Genomic DNA, 21,991 nt, shown 5'->3' on the forward strand with positions numbered 1-21,991 from the left:
AAGGGAGCACAGTATGAAGAGGTCAGAAAGCTGGGTAAAGGCGACTATCTGGTGAAGCTGAAAACCAGCCCACAGCCCCGAAAAAAGCCAGTCAGTTGCTTAACTGACTGGCATTACAACCCAGGTTGCCGTTTTGCTTTTACCTTTCAACTCAATGAGCCGCTTCTGGCTTGTGCTTCGCCGCACTCTGGAAATCGTACGTCAGCTCGTTTTTCGCCTGATCCAGCGCCACGGTCACCTGACCGCCGTCCACCAGCGAGCCAAACAGCAGCTCGTTCGCCAGCGGTTTCTTCAGGTTGTCCTGAATCACGCGCGCCATCGGACGGGCCCCCATCGCGCGGTCGTAGCCTTTCTCGGCCAGCCAGTTGCGGGCCTCCTGGCTCACTTCCAGCGAGACGCCTTTCTGATCCAGCTGAACCTGCAGCTCGACGATGAACTTATCCACCACCTGATGGATCACCTCGGTAGACAGGTGATCGAACCAGATAATGTTGTCCAGACGGTTACGGAACTCCGGCGTGAAGATCTTCTTGATCTCCTCCATCGCATCGGTGCTGTTATCCTGGTGGATCAGGCCGATGGATTTGCGCTCGGTTTCACGAACCCCGGCGTTAGTGGTCATCACCAGCACCACGTTGCGGAAGTCCGCCTTGCGCCCGTTGTTATCGGTCAGCGTCCCGTTGTCCATCACCTGCAACAGGATGTTGAACACGTCCGGATGCGCTTTCTCGATTTCATCGAGCAGCAGTACCGCGTGCGGATGCTTGATCACCGCGTCGGTGAGCAGGCCGCCCTGGTCAAAGCCCACGTAGCCCGGAGGTGCACCAATCAAACGGCTGACGGTGTGACGCTCCATATACTCGGACATATCAAAGCGCAGCAGCTCAATGCCCAGCGCTTTGGAGAGCTGAACCGTCACCTCGGTTTTCCCCACGCCGGTCGGACCGGCAAACAGGAAGGAACCAACGGGCTTGTGGTCATGCCCCAGGCCGGCACGGGCCATCTTGATCGCTTCGGTTAAGGCCTCAATGGCTTTATCCTGACCAAAGACCAGCATTTTCAGGCGATTGCCGAGGGTGCGCAGCGTATCGCGATCGCTCTGAGAAACGCTCTTCTCAGGAATACGCGCGATGCGGGCGACCACGGACTCGATATCCGCCACGTTCACGGTTTTCTTACGCTTGCTGGCCGGCATCAGGCGCGCACGCGCCCCGGCCTCATCAATCACGTCAATCGCCTTATCCGGCAGGTGACGGTCGTTGATGTATTTCACCGCCAGCTCCACCGCCGCACGCACCGCTTTCGCGGTGTAACGCACGTCGTGGTGCGCTTCGTACTTGGTTTTCAGGCCGTTGATGATCTGCACCGTTTCGTCAACCGACGGCTCGGTGACGTCGATTTTCTGGAAACGACGCGCCAGCGCGCGATCTTTCTCAAAAATGTTGCTGAACTCCTGGTACGTCGTGGAGCCCATCACGCGGATCTTGCCGCTTGAAAGCAGCGGTTTGATCAGGTTTGCCGCATCCACCTGGCCACCGGAAGCCGCACCTGCGCCGATGATGGTGTGGATCTCATCGATAAACAGGATGCTGTTGGTGTCCTGCTCCAGCTGTTTTAACAGCGCCTTGAAGCGTTTTTCAAAATCACCGCGGTATTTAGTGCCCGCCAGCAGCGAGCCAATATCCAGCGAGTAGATGGTGCAGTCGGCAATCACTTCCGGCACGTCGCCCTGCACAATGCGCCAGGCAAGACCTTCGGCAATCGCCGTTTTACCCACGCCTGACTCGCCCACCAGCAGCGGGTTGTTCTTGCGGCGACGGCACAGCACCTGAATCGCGCGCTCCAGCTCTTTATCGCGGCCAATCAGCGGGTCGATGCCGCCAACGCGAGCAAGCTGATTAAGGTTGGTGGTGAAGTTTTCCATACGATCCTCCCCGCCTGCTTGCTCTTCATTGTTATTGACCTGATTGCTGGAATCCGATGCCTGGTTAGGCTCGTCTTTGCGCGTTCCGTGAGAAATAAAGTTAACCACGTCGAGGCGGCTGACTTCGTGTTTGCGCAGCAGGTAGGCAGCCTGTGACTCCTGCTCGCTGAAGATGGCGACTAAGACATTTGCGCCAGTCACTTCACTACGCCCGGAAGACTGGACGTGGAATACCGCGCGCTGCAGCACGCGCTGGAAGCTGAGCGTCGGCTGCGTGTCGCGCTCTTCTTCACTGGCTGGCAGCACCGGTGTGGTTTGTTCGATGAAGGCTTCGAGTTCCTGACGTAGCGCCACCAGATCCACGGAGCAGGCTTCCAGCGCTTCGCGGGCAGATGGGTTGCTAAGCAGTGCGAGCAGTAAATGCTCGACGGTCATAAACTCATGTCGGTGCTCACGCGCTCTGGCGAAAGCCATGTTTAAACTGAGTTCCAGTTCTTGATTGAGCATAGGCACCTCCCCCAATTTTATGCCTTATCAGGCCTTTTCCAGCGTACACAGCAACGGATGCTCGTTCTCCCTCGCATAGTCGTTCACCATCGCCACTTTGGTTTCCGCCACTTCTGCCGTAAAGATGCCGCAGATAGCTTTGCCACGATAATGAACGGTAAGCATCAGTTGCGTTGCACGTTCTACATCATAAGAAAAGAACTTTTGTAGCACGTCAATAACAAATTCCATCGGCGTGTAATCATCGTTCATTAACATAACTTTATACATAGATGGCGGTTTTAGCGCGTCGCGCACTTTATCTTCCGCCAGCTGGTCAAAATCCAGCCAGTCGTTGGTCTTACCCATTTTGCATAACCACTTTGAATCTACCTCAGATGTTAGATAACAATCATCTATTACTGTCATCCGCGATGTCTGTCACAAACTGTTGCAATAGCGTTAACTGCTTCAAACTTTGGTTGATTATTGTCCCAACTCCAGCGCCAAACGCTTGACGACGTCTTTCGTTTCTCTAAATTGTACAAGCGTGAGATGGCGAGGTTTTGAACAGCCCCCACTCCACCACCGGTTCATTCCATCTTAATTTATAAGATTTACGAAGGATGTCGAAGCATGGAAATGGGTACTGTTAAGTGGTTCAACAACGCCAAGGGGTTTGGCTTCATCTGCCCCGAAGGCGGCGGCGAAGATATCTTCGCTCACTATTCCACCATTCAGATGGATGGTTACAGGACGCTCAAAGCCGGGCAGTCCGTCCGGTTCGATGTACACCAGGGACCAAAAGGCAATCATGCAAGCCTAATCGTACCCGTTGAAGCAGAAACGGTTGCATAGCTCTCTGTTTTATTGTGTACATCACGCAGTCAAAATGCCAGCCCGATCGGCTGGCATTTTTATTTTCGGGTTATTCCCGAGCCAGCGCGTCCACCGGATCCAGCCGCGCCGCGTTGCGCGCAGGCAGCCAGCCAAACAAAATCCCGGTAAAGGTGGAACACAAAAACGCGGTGAGTATCGCCATCGGTGAGAAGCCAATCTCCCAGCCGGGTAAAAAGAGCTGGAGCGCAAAGGCAATCATCATCGAGAGCGCAATGCCCATCGCGCCGCCCACCAGGCATACCAGCACCGCTTCAATTAAAAACTGCTGAAGCACGTCGCTGGCCCTGGCCCCAACCGCCATGCGGATGCCAATCTCCCGGGTGCGTTCAGTTACCGACACCAGCATGATATTCATCACCCCGATACCGCCAACGACCAGCGAGATCACCGCCACCAGCGTCAGGAACAACTGAAGAGTACGTGTGGTCTTTTCCGCCGTTTTCAAGAGGCCGTCCATATTCCAGGTGAAGAAATCCTTCTTCCCATGGCGCAACGTTAACAGCCGTTCCAGCTGCTGTTCCGCCAGCGCGCTGTCGTAGCCCTCCTTTACGCGCACGGTGATGGAGTTAAGCCACGACTGGCCCATAATCCGCCCGGAGATGGTGGTATACGGCAGCCAGACGCGCAGGATCTTGCTGCTGCCGAACATCGACTGCTTCTCTTCCGCCACGCCAATGACCGTGGCAGGCATGTTGCCGACGAGGATCACTTCGCCCACCACGTTCGCTTTATTGGGGAAAAGCTGCCTGCGCGAGTTGGCGTCCAGCACCACCACCTGCGCCCTCCCCGCCAGCTGCTCGGCGTTGAAGGTGGCACCTTCGCTGAAGGTCATGCCGTAGACGTTGAAGTAGTCGCCGCTCACGCCGTTGGCGCTGGCCGCCACGTCAATGTTGCCGTAGCGCAGACGCAGGTTTTGCGAGACCGCAGGCGTGGCGGAGTTCACCCACGGCTGCTTCTGAATCGCCGCCAGATCGTCATACTTGAGCGCCTGCTGATACTGCGGCTCGTCGTCGCCGAAGTCTTTGCCGGGATAGACGTCAATGGTGTTGGTCCCGATGGCGCGGATATCCGCCAGCACCAGCTGCTTGGCCGCGTCGCCCACCACCACAATCGACACCACCGAGGCAATACCGATAATGATGCCGAGCATGGTCAGCAGGGTGCGCATTTTGTTGGCCGCCATCGCCAGCCAGGCCATGGTCAGCGCTTCACGAAAGCCGCTGGAGAACTGCGCCCAGCCGGTCGACGCAGGCAGCGCTTCCTTCGGTGCCGCCGCGCGGGACTCACGCGGCGGCGGGTTGCTCACCAGCTCGCCGTCGTGGATCTCTATAATCCGTTCGGCCTGCGCCGCTACCTGCGGATCGTGGGTAACGATAATCACCGTGTGGCCCTGATCGCGCAGCTGGTGCAGGATCGCCATCACCTCTTCGCCGGAGCGGCTGTCGAGCGCCCCGGTCGGTTCATCCGCGAGGATCACCTGCCCGCCGTTCATCAGCGCGCGGGCAATACTCACGCGCTGCTGCTGGCCGCCGGACAACTGCGACGGCTGGTACTCCACCCGCTCCGCCAGCCCCAGACGCGTTAACAGCGCCTTCGCGCGCTCAAGGCGTTTCTTCCGCTCAACGCCCGCATACACCGCGGGAACCTCCACGTTCTGCGCCGCGCTCAGGTGAGAGAGCAAGTGGTAACGCTGGAAGATAAAGCCAAAGTGTTCCCGGCGCAGCTTCGCCAGCGCGTCGCCGTCCAGCGTGGAGATATCGGTTCCGGCCACGCGATAGGTACCGCTGGTCGGCTTATCCAGACAGCCGAGAATGTTCATCAGCGTCGATTTACCGGAGCCCGACGCGCCTACAATCGCTACCATCTCGCCCGCCTCCACGCTCAGGGAGATGCCTTTCAGCACCTCCACCGGGCCGTCGCCGGACGGATAGCTGCGACGAATGTCCTTCAGCTCAAGCAGCGCGGTCATTTAGCGGCTCCGGGCAGGCTTTCGCTGACAACAACCTCCTCGCCCTCTTCCAGCCCTTTCTCCACCACCACGTCGGTGTCGTTGCGCGCGCCAATCACCACCTCGCGCTCGCGCGTTTCACCGTTGCGCAGCACTTTCACCTTGTAGCGATTGTCCCCGGCGGATTCACCCAGCGCGGAGAGCGGAACGGTCAGCACGTTCTTCACGCCGGTCAGTTGGATGTGCACCTGCGCGGTCATGTCCAGGCGCAGCACGCCCTTCGGGTTTGGCACTTCAAAACGCGCATAGTAGAAAATGGCGTCGTTAACCTTTTCCGGCGTCGGCAGAATGTCTTTCAGCACGCCCTCGTAGCGGGTCTGCGGATCGCCGAGTACGGTAAACCAGGCATTCTGCCCCGGCTTAAGATGGATCACGTCCGCCTCGGAGACCTGGGCCTTCACCAGCATGGTGCTCATGTCCGCCAGCGTCAGAATGTTTGGCGCCTGCTGGGCGGCAATCACCGTCTGGCCCTGCAGCGTGGTAATTTGCGTCACTTCCCCGGCCATCGGCGCGACGATCTTTGTGTAATCAAGATTGGTTTTCGCCGTATCCAGCGAGGCCTGATTACGCTTGATTTGCGCGTCGATCGTGCCAATCTGCGCCTGTTTCACCGCCAGTTCAGTCGCGGCGGTGTCTAAATCCTGTTTCGAGATAGCCTGGGTTTTCGCCAGCGCCTGCTGGCGGGTCAGCGTCACCTGCGCCAGGTTACGCTCTGCCTGCGCCTGCGCGCGCTGCGCTCGCAGCTCCATCAGCGTCGCTTCCACTTCGCGGATCTGGTTCTCAGCCTGCTCGGGATCGATAACGCCAAGCAGCTGGCCTTTTTTCACCTTGTCGCCAATCTCTACCGACAGCGTTTTCAGCTGGCCGCTGACCTGAGCGCCCACGTCAACTTTGCGCAGCGCATCAAGTTTGCCCGTCGCAAGGACATTTTGCTGCAGTTCACCCGGACGGACGATCAGCGTCTGGTACTGCGGCACAGGCGCGTTAAGCACCTGCCATAACCAGAATCCACCGGCTACAATCACCAGCGCCAGCAGCAGAAACAGCGTTCTGCGTTTTCCCTTGAGGTTCATAAATATTCCAAATAAATGTTCTGGCAATAATAAACGTTGATTCTATCTAAACGACTCCTTAACGAAACCCCTGTTCTCCGAAATCACCTTAATTTGTTTACAAGACGTTGATATTTCCCCTGCTGAAATAGCGGTATTCCAAAAGACTCAGGATTTATCATGTCTTCTATCGTCGATACACCTCTTCCAAACCTGACGCAGCCGACATCCGGCTGGCAGCTCTTCAAAAATCTGGCGTTCGGCAAGATCGCGCCCGGCCTTGCATGGCAGAACCCCGCCTATCGCCGTAAGTTCATGCTGCGTTCTCTGGCGACGCCCGTGAGCACGTCTCGCCTGTTAACAAACCTCGCTAAGCAGCCGCGTCTGATGCAGATGCTACAGGTGCAGCCCGGTTTGCCGTGTCGGCTTCATCGTCCCTGGCTGACGGTGAAGATGGATCGCCAGCACGCGCTGGAATCCCTGAACTGGCATTATCAGGCCATGAGCCGCCAGCTCCCGGCCACGCTCCTGAAGGGCTATCTTTCGACGCAGGGGACTACGCTGCTGACCTTAACCGGGAAAGATGAACAGCAATTTACCGTCCGCCTGTGTGCCGATGCGTTCCTGGATAAAGAGGGAGAGGCCACCCTCACCTTCTGCGACGTTCAGAATACGGTGCTGGCGGAGCTAACCTTTACGCTCTGCCAGTTTGAAGGAAAATCGACGCTGTTCATCGGCGGTTTGCAGGGCGCGAAAGCGCATGTTCCCCATGAGCTGATCCAGAAAGCGACGAAGGCCTGCCACGGTCTGTTCCCGAAACGCCTGCTGGTTGAAGCCGCCATGACGTTCGGCGCCGCATTCCCGGTCGCGCAGATTGTTGCCGTCAGTAACGCCACTCATATTTATCGCAGCTGGCGCTACCGCAAGAAAAAAGAGGGAAAACTGCTGGCCGATTACGACGGCTTCTGGAGTTCCCTCGGTGGGGAAAAACAGGAGAGCGGCCACTTTATGCTGCCGCTTGCCATGCCGCGTAAACCCGTAGAAGAGATCGCGAGCAAAAAACGCGCCGAATACCGTCGCCGCTACGCGCTGCTGGATAGCCTGATTCAGCAGGTGAAACAGGCGACCGAACGTTAATCCGCCCTTCCGCGTGCCAGCCACAGCACGCGGGAGAACATTTTCCGCAGCAGGGTCGGAACCGCCTCTACGCCCCGCCTTCCCGCTTCCGTCGCCACTTCAATGGCTAAGTCCGGTTTCGACGAACGGTGAATAGCTTTGGCGATCACGCGCCGCATGTTCATCGGGACGTCGACCGGCACCATCGCAATGCGGTGGAATACGTCGTCAAAGCCCTGACGGTACATAAAATGCTCCATGTCCATCGCGGGCAGCATCGTTAAATGGTCCCGTTCTTCTTCCCGCTCGTTGTTCAGCAGGCTGCGCACGGTTGAGGCATATTTTTTCCCCGCCTCGTCGCCGTCCACCAGCACATGCCATTCAATTCCCATTCGGCGGGCAAATTTGATCAGCGGCTTGAGTCCCGACTGGGCGAATTCAATCACCTTGATGCCTTCCGCATCAAAATGGTGGCCGCACTGGCGCGCCAGTTCGTTGATGACCCAGGTCTCCGTTTCCCCTTCCACCAGCAGCCAGCAGCGGGCGAAGAGCGACGAGGCGCGATTAAAGCGTATATGAAACGCGATTCGCCGCCCGTCTTCGGCGTTCATCCCGCCGGGCCCGAGGCGGTATGCAGATACGCGGGAGGACTCGCGAACCAGACGGCAGATGTGCTCCACCGGCGTCAGCGATAGCAGCTCACCGGAGTTGGTGGTGGTAATCCGCTGGAGCGGCAGCAGATTCAGCAGGTGCCACGCCACGGAGAGCATGATGGGGTGCAGGCGCGTTTCCGGATCTTCCACCAGAAGCAGCGGGCGGGCATCCCGGTCAAGACGCACGGTGCCCTTCGCCTGCAGAAGCGTTGAAAACAGCCCCAGCAAAATCACCCGATGAGTACGCCCGCCGGGCCGGTCGATCATCCGGTTGATGATGTCGAGATAGCGCCAGCTGCGCTGTTCATCATGAGAACGGCGGCGCATCAAACGATGGCGCGACTCCGAGGTGCCCTGCTCGGAAAAATAGTGCTCCAGCAGTTGCACCATCGCCGACAGCCCCTGACGAATTTGACCATCGGTGAGGTTTTGCGGACGCGACACCAGCTCTCGCGCCAGGAAATCCAGCTCGCGGGCGGTGACTTCCACCTCCGGCATATTCGGTACGGTGCCGTTACGAATACGGCGCATAAAGCGCGCATCGCGCAGGCGTAACACCGGCGTCAGGCGGATAAGGTGACGCGCCAGATCGTCGATATTCTCCAGCGGAATCGGGTTGGCTTTCTCATCGAGGAATTCACGCAGGGTCAGTACCCCCTCGTTTTCCGCCATTTCACCTTCCAGCCGATAGAAAATCCGGTGGAAACCGTCGTCGCAGGGCACCCAGCAGGGCGACAGCGGGCGGAAGCGACGCACGCGGTGACGGCCGGGTTCAGATTCACGGAACGTCAGGATGATATGCAGGTGCTTCTCGCGGCCCGCGATATCGCCGGGCGGGAACCAGAAATCATCGTGGACGAAGTGATACAGCTTGTCTTCGGGTGAAAGCAGCAGCGTCAGCGCATCAAGCAGGCTGGACTTACCCCACGCGTTCTCGCCGATCAGGACGTTGTTCTGCTCCAGCTGCAGCGACAGGCGGTTAATACCGCGAAACCCGACAATTTCCACACGTTCGAGAAGCATAAATCCCCCGCGAAATGATCACTTTTTCCTTTAAGTTATCAGCAGTATAGCGGCAGGAACCCTGGCACGACAGCAGAACATTCACCCTTGTGAGATTTGAACTATGCTCTATTTACCGCTGATTTGAACAAGGATTGACATCACATTGCCTTAAATCAAATTAACCGAATTTATTTAAGTGGCGAAGGGATGTTGTTGGTTTTTAAAATACGGGCTCTTTGAGTCGTCATCCCTTTATGGCGATATATCCCGCGCGCGGGAAAACGCGTGGAAAATTATTTTGAGGTGGTTATGTTTAGAAAATTGGCAGCAGAATGCTTTGGTACATTCTGGCTGGTATTTGGTGGCTGCGGTAGCGCCGTTCTGGCAGCAGCATTCCCGGAATTAGGTATTGGTTTTGTCGGCGTCGCGCTGGCATTTGGCTTAACCGTATTAACCATGGCTTTCGCCGTGGGGCATATTTCCGGCGGTCATTTTAACCCGGCGGTGACATTAGGCTTATGGGCGGGCGGACGTTTCCCGGCGAAAGAGGTTATTGGCTACATCGTGGCGCAGGTGGTTGGCGGTATTATTGCGGCGGGCGTGCTGTACGTCATTGCCAGCGGTAAAGCAGGCTTTGACGCGGCGGCCAGCGGCTTCGCCTCTAACGGCTTTGGCGAACACTCTCCGGGCGGTTATTCCATGCTTTCTGCCATTGTAATTGAAATTGTACTGACCGCAGGCTTCCTGCTGGTGATCCACGGTGCAACCGACAAACACGCGCCTGCAGGCTTCGCGCCTATCGCCATTGGTCTGGCGCTGACGCTGATCCACCTGATCTCCATTCCGGTGACCAACACCTCCGTTAACCCGGCGCGCAGCACCGCCGTCGCCATTTTCCAGGGCGGCTGGGCGCTTGAGCAGCTGTGGCTGTTCTGGGTGATGCCGATCGTCGGCGGTATTCTGGGCGGCGTGCTGTACCGCTCTCTGCTGGAAAAACGCGATTAATCTTTCCCTCCCTCTCCCCGTGGGAGAGGGCCGGGGTGAGGGCAACAGGCCGCACCCCCACATAGACACAAGCCGGGTAAGGCGTAGCCGCCACCCGGCTTTCTTTTGCCTCTTTACTGGGCAGCCTTTATTGGGTAGTGTCTCTGGCGCTTAACAGAAACTCAAAGGACCGGCTGTTCATGTTTTCAGGACTCCTCATTATTCTGCTGCCCCTGATTGTGGGCTATCTTATTCCGCTGCGTCATGAATCGGCCTTAAAGCTTATTAACCGTTTTCTCAGCTGGATTGTTTACGTCATTCTGTTCTTTATGGGGATCAGCCTGGCCTTCCTGGATAATCTGGCGACAAATTTACTTTCCATCCTGCATTATTCTGCGGTCACCGTGGTGGTTATTTTGCTGTGCAATATTGCCGCCCTGCTGTGGCTGGAACGCACTATTCCGTGGAAAAATAATCACCACCAGGAAAAGCTTCCCTCCCGAATTGCAATGGCGCTGGAATCATTAAAGCTCTGCGGCGTCGTGGTGCTTGGATTTCTTCTGGGCCTTACCGGATGGACATTTTTGCAGCACGCGACGGACGCCAGCGAATATACCCTGATCTTCCTGCTGTTCCTGATTGGTATTCAGCTGCGAAATAACGGTATGACGCTGAAACAGATTGTCCTGAACCGTCGGGGAATGATCGTTGCCGTTATGGTTGTCGTCAGCTCCATGGTCGCGGGCGTGATTAATGCCTTTATTCTCGATCTGCCGCTAAAAACCGGCCTGGCGATGGCCTCCGGGTTTGGCTGGTACTCCCTCTCCGGTATTCTGCTGACCGAATCCTTCGGCCCGGTGATCGGCAGCGCTGCCTTCTTTAACGATCTGGCGCGAGAGCTGATTGCCATCATGCTGATCCCGGGTCTGGTTCGCCGCAGCCGCTCGACGGCACTGGGCCTGTGCGGCGCCACGTCGATGGACTTTACCCTGCCGGTCCTCCAGCGGTCGGGCGGGCTGGAGATGGTGCCCGCAGCCATCGTTCACGGCTTTATTTTGAGCCTGCTGGTTCCCGTCCTGATGGCGTTTTTCTCTGCCTGATACCTCTGTGGCGGTAGGGCTCCTGCCGCCAAAATTGCGCTAAATCAATCTCCCTCTATTTTGTCGCAGAAAGCTCTTTTCACCGTTCTGGCACAGGCATACCCTTAAACATGTATATTAAATATAACTTTTACAGGTGTGATTATGTTTTGTGTGCAATGTGAACAAACCATCCGTACCCCGGCAGGCAACGGCTGCTCTTACGCGCAGGGTATGTGCGGTAAAACCGCAGAAACATCAGACCTGCAGGATCTGCTGATAGCCACCCTGCATGGTCTTTCCGCCTGGGCCTTCAAAGCCCGTGAATACGGCATCGTCGACCATTACGTCGACAGCTTCGCGCCGCGCGCGTTTTTCTCCACGCTGACTAACGTTAACTTCGATTCTCCGCGCATCGTCGGTTATGCCCGCGAAGCGATTGCCCTGCGCGAAGCTTTGAAAGCGCAGTGCCTGAATGCCGATACCAGTGCCCGCGTGGACAACCCAATGGCGGAGCTTCAGCTGGTGAGCGAGGACCTCGGCGAGCTACAGCGCCAGGCCGCAGAATTTACCCCTAATAAGGACAAAGCGGCGATTGGCGAGAACATCCTCGGCCTGCGTCTGCTATGCCTGTACGGCCTGAAAGGTGCAGCGGCCTATATGGAACACGCGCACGTTCTCGGGAAGTCAGATAACGACATTTACGCCCAGTACCACAAAATTATGGCGTGGCTCGGCACCTGGCCTTCCGACATGAACGCCCTGCTCGAGTGCGCAATGGAAATCGGCCAGATGAACTTCAAGGTCATGAGCATTCTGGATGCCGGTGAAACCAGCACCTACGGTCATCCGACCCCGACGCAGGTCAACGTCAAAGCGACCGAAGGCAAATGCATCCTGATTTCCGGCCACGACCTGAAAGATCTCTACAACCTGCTGAAGCAGACCGAAGGCACCGGCGTTAACGTCTATACCCACGGCGAAATGCTGCCCGCCCACGGCTACCCGGAACTGCGCAAGTTCAAGCATCTGGTGGGTAACTACGGCAGCGGCTGGCAGAATCAGCAGATAGAGTTCGCCCGCTTCCCTGGCCCTATCGTGATGACCTCCAACTGCATCATCGACCCTACCGTGGGCGCGTATGACGACCGCATCTGGACCCGCAGCATCGTCGGCTGGCCGGGCGTGAGCCACCTTGAAGGCGACGATTTCGGTCCGGTTATCGAGCAGGCGCAGCAGATGGCGGGCTTCCCGTACAGCGAAATCGAACATCTGATCACCGTCGGCTTCGGTCGCGAAACGCTGCTGGGTGCGGCAGATTCTCTGATTGACCTCGTCAGCCGTGAAAAGCTGCGCCACATCTTCCTCGTTGGCGGATGCGACGGCGCGCGCGGCGAGCGTAACTACTTCACCGATTTCGCCACCAGCGTGCCGGATGATTGCCTGATCCTGACCCTGGCGTGCGGTAAATACCGTTTCAACAAGCTGGACTTCGGCAACATCGAAGGCCTGCCGCGCCTGATTGATGCAGGCCAGTGCAACGATGCTTACTCGGCCATCATTCTGGCGGTCACGCTGGCGGAAAAACTCGGCTGCGGCGTGAACGATCTGCCGCTGTCGCTGGTGCTCTCCTGGTTCGAGCAGAAAGCGATTGTCATCCTGCTCACCCTGCTTTCTCTCGGCGTGACCAACATCGTAACCGGCCCGACCGCGCCAGGCTTCCTGACGCCGGACCTGCTGGCGGTGCTGAACGAGAAATTCGGTCTGCGTTCCGTGACCAACGTTGAAGATGATATGAAGCAACTGCTGAGCGCGTAAGGAGCGATTCATGACCATGCCAACCTCACAATGTCCGTGGCGGATGCAGGTTCATCACATCCATCAGGAGACGCCGGATGTGTGGACGCTGTCGCTGCTCTGCCACGACTACTATCCGTACCGTGCGGGCCAGTATGCGCTGGTCAGCGTTCGCAACTCGGCGGACACGCTTCGCGCCTATACGATCTCCTCCACGCCGGGCGTGAGCGAGTACATTACGCTCACTATCCGCCGCATTGATGACGGTGCAGGCTCCCAGTGGCTGACCCGTGACGTGAAGCGCGGGGATTACATCTGGCTGTCTGACGCGCAGGGGGATTTCACCTGTGACGACAAGGCAGACGATAAATTCCTGCTGCTGGCGGCGGGCTGCGGCGTAACGCCGATCATGTCGATGCGCCGCTGGCTGGCGAAGAACCGCCCGCAGGCCGACGTGCAGACAATCTTCAGCGTGCGCTCTCCGGAAGATGTGATTTTTGCCGAGGAGTGGCGTGATTATCCGGTGACGCTGGTGGCGGAACACAACGCGACCCACGGTTTTGTGCCCGGTCGCCTGAGCCGCGAGCTACTGCAAAGCGTGCCGGACATTGCGAACCGTACCGTGATGACCTGCGGCCCTGCGCCGTACATGGATATCGTGGAGAAAGAAGTTAGAGCGCTTGGCGTGACCCGCTTCTTCAAAGAGCAGTTCTTCACGCCGGTGGCGGAAGCGGCAACCAGCGGGATTCAGTTCACCAAACTGCAGCCCGCACAGACCTTCTTTGGCCGCGTGGGCACCACGCTGCTGGAAGCGCTGGAAAGCAACAAGATGCCGGTAGTCGCGGCCTGCCGTGCGGGCGTGTGCGGCTGCTGTAAGACGAAGGTGGTTTCCGGGGAGTACAGCGTCACCAGTACCATGACGCTGACCGACGCGGAAATTGCCGAGGGCTATGTGCTGGCATGTTCCTGTCATCCGCAGGGGGATCTGGTGCTGGCGTAATCCGCTGCGGTGCCCCCTTCTTTGCCGGGTGGCACTGCGTTTACCCAGCCTACTTTGTACAGGTTTGCTCTTCACAGGCCCGGTAAGCGCTAGCGCCACCGGGCTTTTGTTATCCTCACCGCCACGCTGGAGCTTTCCCTACCGCAAACCGCCCTGCCCCTAAAAACGCGACTGCCAGCGAGCCAATAAAGAAGTACACCAGGCTTTCAATCGCCCATGCCCCAACCTTATCGAGAGCGAACGTTTCACTCGTTCCCACCATCAGCCACGCTACAATCATCGTAAACGCCAGCACCAGCGCAGCCGGGCGCGTAAAGAGCCCGACAATAATCAGGATCGGTGCCACCACTTCGCCAATCAACACGCCGTAGGCAATAAATCCCGGCAGCCCTTTCTCTACCAGCATGCCGCTGATAAAGCCCACGCCGCCAAACAGCTTATGCAAACCGTGAAAAAGCATCAGCCCGCCGACGGCAAGTCGTAACAAGAGTTTGCCAAGATCGTCGCACGATAGCTTTTTATTAACAGCAATTAACAATGATTTAACCATTTGAAATGATTCCTGTTTTCACTGAGGCATCACCAGATTATGCCTAAGCGTGGCGCGTGAAAAGCACCTTTTAAATGGGGGGATTTGACGGGCAATACAGTGACTTTCTTCTAAGCTTGTAAGCGATATCACAAAAAGGAGACGGACAACCATGAAACAAACCGTGGCTGCATATATAGCGAAAACGCTCGAACAGGCTGGCGTAAAACGTATCTGGGGCGTGACAGGCGATTCCCTGAACGGGCTTAGCGACAGCCTGAACAAGATGAAAACCATCGAATGGATGCCGACCCGTCATGAGGAGGTCGCTGCCTTCGCTGCCGGTGCCGAAGCGCAGCTCACAGGAGAACTGGCCGTATGTGCAGGCTCGTGCGGGCCTGGCAACCTGCATCTGATCAACGGCCTGTTCGACTGTCACCGTAACCACGTGCCGGTGCTGGCGATTGCCGCCCATATCCCCTCTTCCGAAATCGGCAGCGGCTATTTTCAGGAGACGCATCCGCAGGAGCTGTTCCGTGAATGCAGCCACTACTGTGAGCTGGTTTCATCCCCGGAGCAGATCCCGCAGGTGCTGGCGATCGCCATGCGCAAAGCCGTGCTAAACCGTGGCGTTTCCGTGGTCGTTATCCCGGGAGATGTGGCGCTCAAGGCTGCGCCTGAAGGGGCCAGCACCCACTGGTATCACGCTCCGCAGCCGGTGGTAACGCCAGCCGAAGAGGAGCTGAAAAAGCTGGCGCAGCTGCTGCGCTACTCCAGCAATATCGCCCTGATGTGCGGCAGCGGCTGTGCGGGCGCGCATAAAGAGCTGCTGGAATTTGCCGGTAAGCTCAAAGCGCCCATCGTCCACGCCCTGCGCGGCAAAGAGCACGTCGAATACGATAACCCGTACGATGTGGGCATGACCGGGCTGATCGGTTTTTCTTCCGGCTTCCACACCATGATGAACGCCGACACGCTGATCCTGCTCGGCACCCAGTTCCCGTACCGCGCGTTCTACCCGACGGATGCCAAAATCATTCAGATTGATATCAACCCGGCCAGCATCGGCGCGCACAGCAAGGTCGATATGGCGCTGGTGGGCGATATTAAATCCACCCTTGCCGCCCTGCTGCCGCTGCTGGAAGAGAAAACCGACCGCAAATTCCTCGATAAAGCGTTGAGCGACTACCGCGATGCGCGCAAGGGGCTGGACGACCTCGCCAAACCGAGCGACAAAGCCATCCACCCGCAGTATCTGGCGCAGCAGATCAGCCATTTTGCGGACGACGACGCTATTTTTACCTGCGACGTCGGCACGCCAACCGTCTGGGCGGCGCGCTACCTGAAGATGAACGGCAAACGTCGCCTGCTCGGCTCGTTCAACCACGGCTCGATGGCCAACGCCATGCCGCAGGCGCTGGGGGCAAAAGCGACGGCACCGGAGCGTCAGGTCGTGGCGATGTGCGGCGACGGCGGGTTCAGCATGCTGATGGGGGATTTCCTGTCGGTGGTGCAGATGAAGCTTCCGCTGAAAATCGTGGTCTTTAACAACAGCGTGCTGGGCTTCGTGGCGATGGAGATGAAGGCCGGAGGCTATCTCACGGATGGCACCGAGTTGCACGACACCAACTTTGCCCGCATCGCCGAAGCGTGCGGCATCACCGGTATTCGCGTGGAGAAAGCCTCAGAGGTGGATGAAGCCCTGCAGCGCGCCTTCTCCATCGACGGTCCGGTACTGGTTGACGTCGTCGTCGCCAAAGAAGAGCTGGCGATCCCGCCGCAGATCAAGCTGGAACAGGCCAAAGGTTTTAGCCTCTACATGCTGCGCGCCATCATCAGCGGGCGCGGTGACGAAGTGATCGAACTGGCAAAAACCAACTGGCTCAGGTAAAACGTTTCGCATGACCTCTTAAAATAAAGGGATGTGAAATGATTGATTTGCGTAGTGATACCGTTACCCGCCCGAGCCGCGCCATGCTCGAAGAGATGATGGCCGCCCCAGTCGGGGACGACGTCTACGGCGATGACCCGACGGTCAACGAACTGCAGCGCTATGCGGCAGAGCTGAGCGGCAAGGAGGCCGCGCTGTTCCTGCCGACCGGCACGCAGGCTAACCTGGTGGCGCTGCTCAGCCACTGCGAGCGCGGCGAAGAGTATATCGTCGGCCAGGGTGCGCATAACTACCTGTACGAAGCTGGCGGCGCGGCGGTGCTCGGTAGCATTCAGCCGCAGCCGATTGACGCCGCGTCGGACGGCACCCTGCCGCTGGATAAAGTCGCGGCAAAAATCAAAGCTGACGATATTCACTTCGCCCGCACCCGGCTGCTCAGCCTCGAAAACACCCACAACGGTAAAGTGCTGCCGCGCGAATACCTGAAAGCAGCATGGGCGTTTACCCGCGAGCGCAACCTCGGCCTGCACGTCGACGGCGCGCGCATCTTTAACGCCGTGGTGGAGTATGGCTGCGAGCTGAAGGACATCACACAATATTGCGACTCGTTCACCATTTGCCTCTCAAAAGGGCTGGGTACGCCGGTGGGTTCGCTGCTGGTCGGCAGCGCAGACTACATCAAGCGCGCCAACCGCTGGCGTAAAATGACCGGCGGCGGCATGCGTCAGGCGGGCATTCTGGCGGCTGCGGGACTGTACGCGTTAAAAAATAACGTGGCACGCCTCAAGGACGATCATGACAACGCCGCGTGGATGGCAACGCAGCTGCGCGAGATAGGCGCGGACGTGATGCGTCACGACACCAACATGCTTTTTGTGCGCGTGGGCGACGAGCACGCCGCTGCGCTGGGTGAATTTATGAAAGCGCGTGGCGTACTGATCAACGCCTCCCCGGTCGTGCGCCTGGTGATGCATCTCGACGTGAACCGCGAACAGCTGGCGGACGTGGTGAAACACTGGCAGGCGTTTTTACAGCGTTAAGGAGCATCACGTGCCGCAACGTATTCTGGTGCTTGGCGCCAGCGGATATATCGGTCAGCACCTCACTACTGCATTAAGCCAGCAGGGGCATCAGGTGCGGGCAGCGGCACGCAATACCGAGCGCCTGCAAAAGCTTGGTTTGCCTGGCGTGACCTGTCACAACGTCGATCTCAACTGGCCGAAGGAACTCCCCGCGCTGCTGGAAGGGGTCGACACGCTTTACTACCTGGTCCACAGCATGGGCGAAGGCGGGGATTTTATCGCCCACGAGCGTCAGGTGGCGATGAACGTCCGCGATGCCCTGCTGCAAACCCCGGTTAAGCAGGTGATTTTTTTAAGCTCGCTCCAGGCACCCGAACGCGAGCAGTCCGACCATCTGCGCGCCCGCCAGCTGACGGCAGACACGCTGCGCGGGGCGAATATTCCCGTCACCGAACTGCGCGCCGGGATCATCGTCGGCGCGGGTTCCGCCGCCTTCGAAGTAATGCGCGATATGGTCTACAACCTGCCGGTGCTGACCCCGCCGCGCTGGGTGCGCTCGCGCACCACGCCGATTGCGCTGGAGAATTTGCTCCACTATCTGGTGGCCCTGCTGGATCACCCGGCAGAGCAACACCGCGTGCTGGAGGCGGCAGGCCCGGAAGTGCTGAGCTATCAGGAGCAGTTCGAACATTTCATGCGCGTCAGCGGACGCCGCCGCTGGCTGATCCCCATCCCCTTCCCGACCCGCTGGATATCGGTGTGGTTTTTGAATGTGATCACCTCGGTTCCCCCGACGACTGCCAAAGCACTGATCCAGGGGCTAAAGCACGATCTGCTGGCGGACGATCGCGCGCTGCGCGCATTGATCCCCCAGGCGTTGATCCGCTTTGACGACGCGGTGCGCCATACGCTGAAAGAAGAAGAGAAGCTGGTGAACTCCAGCGACTGGGGCTACGACGCGCAGGCCTTTGCCCGCTGGCGCCCCGAGTACGGCTATTACCCGAAACAGGCGGGCTGCACGGTAAAAACCTCTGCCAGCCTTCACGCGCTGTGGGAAGTGGTGAACCAGATCGGCGGCAAAGAGCGCTATTTCTTCGGCAATATCCTCTGGCAGACGCGCGGTGCGATGGATCTGCTGGTCGGTCACCGGCTGGCGAAAGGCCGCCCGGCGCATCCGTATCTTAAGCCAGGCGATGCGGTCGACAGCTGGAAGGTGATCGTCGTCGAGCCGGAAAAACAGCTGGCGCTACTGTTCGGCATGAAGGCGCCGGGGCTGGGGCGGCTCTGCTTTACGCTTAAGGACAAAGGCGACCATCGGGAACTGGACGTTCGCGCCTGGTGGCACCCACACGGGATGCCGGGTCTGTTCTACTGGCTGTTTATGATCCCCGCCCATCTGTTTATCTTCCGGGGAATGGCAAAACGCATTGCGCAACTGGCAGAACAAAAGACGAAAATAAGTTAATAAAACCCTCTTTCTTTCACCTTTCCCATTGCAACACATCGTAATTCACGAAAGAATGCGCACGAAATTCTTTTCAACACAGTGGATTGATATGAAGGTACTGGTTACCGGGGCGACCAGCGGCTTAGGCCGAAATGCGGTCGAATTTCTGCGCAACAAGGGCATCAGCGTCAGGGCCACCGGTCGCAACGAAGCGATGGGGAAACTGCTGCAAAAAATGGGCGCGGAGTTCGTCCATGCCGACCTGACGGAGCTGGTCTCCTCGCAGGCGAAGGTGATGCTCGCCGGTATCGACACGCTGTGGCACTGCTCCAGTTTTACCTCCCCGTGGGGAACCCAGGAAGCCTTCGATCTCGCCAACGTGCGCGCCACGCGTCGTCTGGGCGAATGGGCCGTCGCCTGGGGCGTGCGTAACTTTATCCATATCTCCTCCCCGTCGCTCTATTTTGATTATCACCACCATCGCGACGTGCAGGAAGATTTCCGCCCTGCTCGCTTTGCCTGCGAGTTTGCCCGCAGCAAGGCGGCCAGCGAAGAGGTGATCGACCTGCTGGCGCAGTCAAACCCGCATACCCGTTTTACCGTCCTGCGCCCGCAAAGCCTCTTCGGACCGCACGACAAAGTGTTTATTCCGCGTCTGGCGCAGATGATGCACCACTACGGCAGCGTGCTGCTGCCGCGCGGCGGCGATGCGCTGGTGGACATGACCTATTACGAAAATGCCGTCCACGCCATGTGGCTGGCAAGCCAGCCGGACTGCGATAAGCTTATCTCCGGTCGCGCCTATAACATCACCAACGGTGAACCGTGCACATTGCGCAGCATCGTGCAGCGGCTGATTGATGAACTGCAGATCGACTGCCGTATCCGTTCCGTGCCCTACCCGATGCTGGACATGATCGCCCGCAGCATGGAGCGTTTTGGCAGTAAATCCGCCAAAGAGCCCGCGCTGACGCACTACGGCGTATCGAAGCTTAACTTTGATTTTACGCTGGATATCACGCGCGCGGAGACTGAGCTGGGGTATAAGCCGATTGTGACGCTGGATGAAGGCATTGTGCGCACGGCGGCGTGGTTACGGGATCACGGGAAGTTGCACCGGTAAGCCTCCAGCCTCATGTAGGCCGGGTAAGCGCAGCGCCACCCGGCAAAAGACAGAGTGTGCGGCCTGATGCCCTCACCCCGACCCTCTCCCACGGGGAGAGGGTGCAGACACTAAAACGGCAACCCGAGGGTTGCCGTTTGCTGTTTATAATGCCGTCCAGGCATCAGCCCATGCCAGACCTGCTCCTGGTTCATAGTATGCCGGGGCGTTGTTACACCAGCCGCTGTACGGGAACGGTTTGCACTGGAACAGTTTACCGTGGTTGTTCACGATATCACCTGCGTTGTACTTGCTGTTCGCGCTCCACGCCGGGTAAGCACCTTCGTCACCTGATGGCGTTGCCGCTTTCGCTTTCACGTTCAGCAGGTAAGTGGTGGTATTGGTCAGCTCGCCATCGCTGACGGTCAGGCTGATTTCAATCTGCTGCGCCGTTGCGGACTCAGGCGCCTTGAAGGTCACCACCGCTTTATCTTCGCCGGTCACAGTCTGGCCATCCTGAGAATGCCAGGTGTAGGTCAGCTTGTTGCCGTCCGCGTCGGTAGAGCCTTCCGCGCTCAGAGAAACCTGTGCGCCCGCTTCAACGGCACCGATTGGACCCGCAATCTGCGCAACCGGCGCGTGGTTCACCGCAACAGGTTCAGCCGGGGTTTCATCCGGCGTTGGCGCTGGAGCTGGTGCCGGCGTTTCATCTTCTGAAGGCGTTGGCGCTGGCGTTACCGGGGTTTCGTCCGGCGTTACGGCAGAGCCGTCATCGTTCACGATATTGACGTTATAGAACTTCTGCACGCACTTGGTATAGTCGCCGTCTTTGAACGCGCTGAACGGCGTCTGGTAGCCCACCAGCTGGCACGCGTAGGTCTTACCGTCTGGCGTATCCGCGCTCCATCCCCAGTCCTGCTCCCAGAAGATCTTCAGGGCGCCGGCACCGTATTCGTCGAACTGCTTCATGTTGGCGCAGCCCAGCACTTCATTGGCCGGAACAGGCACTTTCAGGTAGTTCGCGAACTCTTTGTAGTACTTGATACGGTTCTGAGACTGAGCAATTTCAGTCGGGCCGCCGCACTCTACGCCGCCGTTGATGATCTGGGTGGTCACACCGAAGCCAGGGACCAGACCGTTGGCTTTATCATGATCGTTCGGCTGCCACGTGCCGTCGATAACCTGCAGCATGCTTGGTTTTGGCGGCTGCGGGTAGGCAAAGAAGAAGATCGCGCTCGCCAGGTTCAGCCAGGTATCCGCCACCAGCTCAGGTTTATCCAGCAGGGTACGCACGTCGCCGTACATTGCTTCGGAGAACGGACCGTAGTTGTAGTTGTAGGACAGCTGCTTCGCGCCGCGACCGAAGTAGCTCAGGAAGTCGCCGTCTTTATCCTTACCGCACGGCCAGGTCTGGCCCTGCCATACTTTCGGGTCACATTCGCCGTTATAGCCGCCCTTCTGCCCTTCGCTCCAGCCCATTTCACGCACGTGGACCAGCGCCTGACGCCACTCGGCTTCCGGACGCCAGCTTTCGTGGCCGCCGGTTTCCTGGGCAAAGTGGGCAAACATGGTGGCCAGCTCTTTGCGGCAGATCGCATCGCTGTCGCGACCGTCGTTATAGGTCTTACACAGCGCCGGGAATTTACCTACGGCTTTCAGGAAGTTGCTGTAGGTATAGGCCTGAGCGCGCAGCGGGAAGAGATAATCCCAGTCGCTGGCCTTCACGATCCCTTCCACGCGCTTAACGTTGTCCGGGTTCGCCGCACGGCCTGGCTCAATCATTTCGACCTGCGCGTTATCAAGGGTCTGAATCGTCTCTTTAACGGAGGTCATCAGCGGGAAGTTAGTGAGCTCCTGCTCTTTCTTCGCCAGATCGCTGGCTTTCATGGTGTACGGCTCGCCGGTGGTCGCCTGCAAAGAGGCAGCCTGCGCCATAAAAGGTGCAACGCAAGCACCAGCAACAAGTACACTCAGTAACGTCCTTTTGTTCATTTCA

Annotated in this window: 17 protein-coding genes and 1 pseudogene; 11 read left to right on the forward strand and 7 right to left on the reverse strand. The window is 58.1% G+C overall.

Annotated features, from left to right (window positions below; genetic code table 11):
* Positions 1–87, forward strand: a pseudogene (locus IM299_RS22945) (hypothetical protein); the annotation flags it as partial.
* Positions 88–151: 64 nt separating this feature from the next.
* Here the strand turns inward: IM299_RS22945 and clpA are convergent.
* Together clpA and clpS are read right to left on the reverse strand one after the other, a co-directional pair.
* On the reverse strand, positions 152–2,431 hold the full coding sequence (clpA, locus tag IM299_RS12460) for an ATP-dependent Clp protease ATP-binding subunit ClpA (protein WP_028012550.1): 2,280 nt from the start codon (positions 2,429–2,431) through the stop codon (positions 152–154).
* Between the two features lie 27 nt (positions 2,432–2,458).
* The gene (clpS, locus tag IM299_RS12465) at positions 2,459–2,779 is read right to left on the reverse strand and encodes an ATP-dependent Clp protease adapter ClpS (protein ID WP_006174393.1); all 321 of its coding nucleotides are present in this window, start codon (positions 2,777–2,779) and stop codon (positions 2,459–2,461) included.
* 267 nt (positions 2,780–3,046) lie between these two features.
* On the opposite strand from clpS, the gene cspD reads away from it, so the two are divergent.
* Positions 3,047–3,268, forward strand: coding sequence for a cold shock-like protein CspD (cspD, locus tag IM299_RS12470; RefSeq protein ID WP_006809408.1), 222 nt, complete (start codon positions 3,047–3,049; stop codon positions 3,266–3,268).
* Between the two features lie 70 nt (positions 3,269–3,338).
* Here cspD and macB read toward each other — a convergent pair whose 3' ends face one another.
* Positions 3,339–5,279 carry a macrolide ABC transporter ATP-binding protein/permease MacB gene (macB, locus tag IM299_RS12475; protein ID WP_193357572.1) on the reverse strand — a complete coding sequence of 647 codons (1,941 nt, stop codon included), beginning with the start codon at positions 5,277–5,279 and terminating at the stop codon, positions 3,339–3,341.
* Positions 5,276–6,391, reverse strand: coding sequence for a macrolide transporter subunit MacA (gene macA / locus IM299_RS12480; RefSeq protein WP_041910641.1), 1,116 nt, complete (start codon positions 6,389–6,391; stop codon positions 5,276–5,278). The genes macB and macA overlap by 4 nt, the downstream gene beginning before the upstream one ends.
* Before the next feature lie 159 nt (positions 6,392–6,550).
* On the opposite strand from macA, the gene IM299_RS12485 reads away from it, so the two are divergent.
* Positions 6,551–7,507: a VirK/YbjX family protein gene (locus tag IM299_RS12485; RefSeq protein ID WP_045630014.1), complete on the forward strand. Its 957-nt coding sequence runs from the start codon at positions 6,551–6,553 to the stop codon at positions 7,505–7,507.
* Here the strand turns inward: IM299_RS12485 and IM299_RS12490 are convergent.
* Positions 7,504–9,162, reverse strand: a complete 1,659-nt coding sequence (locus IM299_RS12490) for an ATP-dependent endonuclease (RefSeq protein ID WP_041910643.1) — start codon at positions 9,160–9,162, stop codon at positions 7,504–7,506. The genes IM299_RS12485 and IM299_RS12490 overlap by 4 nt on opposite strands.
* A 291-nt stretch (positions 9,163–9,453) precedes the next feature.
* Here IM299_RS12490 and aqpZ point away from each other — a divergent pair, with 291 nt between their 5' ends.
* The 4 genes from aqpZ to hcr all read left to right on the forward strand — a co-directional run bounded on the left by aqpZ (position 9,454) and on the right by hcr (position 14,004).
* Positions 9,454–10,149 carry an aquaporin Z gene (gene aqpZ / locus IM299_RS12495; RefSeq protein WP_041912036.1) on the forward strand — a complete coding sequence of 232 codons (696 nt, stop codon included), beginning with the start codon at positions 9,454–9,456 and terminating at the stop codon, positions 10,147–10,149.
* A gap of 179 nt (positions 10,150–10,328) precedes the next feature.
* Positions 10,329–11,228: a lysine exporter LysO family protein gene (locus tag IM299_RS12500; protein WP_028012543.1), complete on the forward strand. Its 900-nt coding sequence runs from the start codon at positions 10,329–10,331 to the stop codon at positions 11,226–11,228.
* A 144-nt stretch (positions 11,229–11,372) separates the two neighbouring features.
* Entirely contained in the window at positions 11,373–13,025 is a 1,653-nt protein-coding gene (hcp, locus tag IM299_RS12505; RefSeq protein WP_193357573.1) for a hydroxylamine reductase, read from the forward strand.
* 10 nt (positions 13,026–13,035) lie between these two features.
* A complete protein-coding gene (gene hcr / locus IM299_RS12510) occupies positions 13,036–14,004 on the forward strand; it encodes an NADH oxidoreductase (RefSeq protein WP_193357574.1) in 969 nt (322 codons plus the stop codon).
* Between the two features lie 115 nt (positions 14,005–14,119).
* On the opposite strand, the gene IM299_RS12515 is transcribed toward hcr, so the two are convergent.
* A complete protein-coding gene (locus tag IM299_RS12515; protein ID WP_048957119.1) occupies positions 14,120–14,554 on the reverse strand; it encodes a DoxX family protein in 435 nt (144 codons plus the stop codon).
* 151 nt (positions 14,555–14,705) lie between these two features.
* On the opposite strand from IM299_RS12515, the gene poxB reads away from it, so the two are divergent.
* The 4 genes from poxB to IM299_RS12535 all read left to right on the forward strand — a co-directional run bounded on the left by poxB (position 14,706) and on the right by IM299_RS12535 (position 20,016).
* The gene (poxB, locus tag IM299_RS12520) at positions 14,706–16,424 is read left to right on the forward strand and encodes a ubiquinone-dependent pyruvate dehydrogenase (protein ID WP_041910648.1); all 1,719 of its coding nucleotides are present in this window, start codon (positions 14,706–14,708) and stop codon (positions 16,422–16,424) included.
* A 38-nt stretch (positions 16,425–16,462) separates the two neighbouring features.
* The gene (gene ltaE / locus IM299_RS12525) at positions 16,463–17,464 is read left to right on the forward strand and encodes a low-specificity L-threonine aldolase (protein ID WP_048957116.1); all 1,002 of its coding nucleotides are present in this window, start codon (positions 16,463–16,465) and stop codon (positions 17,462–17,464) included.
* A gap of 10 nt (positions 17,465–17,474) precedes the next feature.
* Positions 17,475–18,911, forward strand: a complete 1,437-nt coding sequence (locus tag IM299_RS12530; protein WP_193357575.1) for an SDR family oxidoreductase — start codon at positions 17,475–17,477, stop codon at positions 18,909–18,911.
* A gap of 91 nt (positions 18,912–19,002) precedes the next feature.
* Positions 19,003–20,016: an NAD(P)-dependent oxidoreductase gene (locus tag IM299_RS12535; protein WP_028012536.1), complete on the forward strand. Its 1,014-nt coding sequence runs from the start codon at positions 19,003–19,005 to the stop codon at positions 20,014–20,016.
* A 144-nt stretch (positions 20,017–20,160) separates the two neighbouring features.
* Here IM299_RS12535 and IM299_RS12540 read toward each other — a convergent pair whose 3' ends face one another.
* The gene (locus tag IM299_RS12540; protein ID WP_193357576.1) at positions 20,161–21,987 is read right to left on the reverse strand and encodes a chitinase; all 1,827 of its coding nucleotides are present in this window, start codon (positions 21,985–21,987) and stop codon (positions 20,161–20,163) included.
* Between the last annotated feature and the right edge of the window lie 4 nt (positions 21,988–21,991).

Origin of the sequence: Enterobacter cloacae complex sp. P47BA (assembly GCF_014930485.1) — a bacterium.
GTDB classification, from domain to species: domain Bacteria; phylum Pseudomonadota; class Gammaproteobacteria; order Enterobacterales; family Enterobacteriaceae; genus Enterobacter; species Enterobacter bugandensis.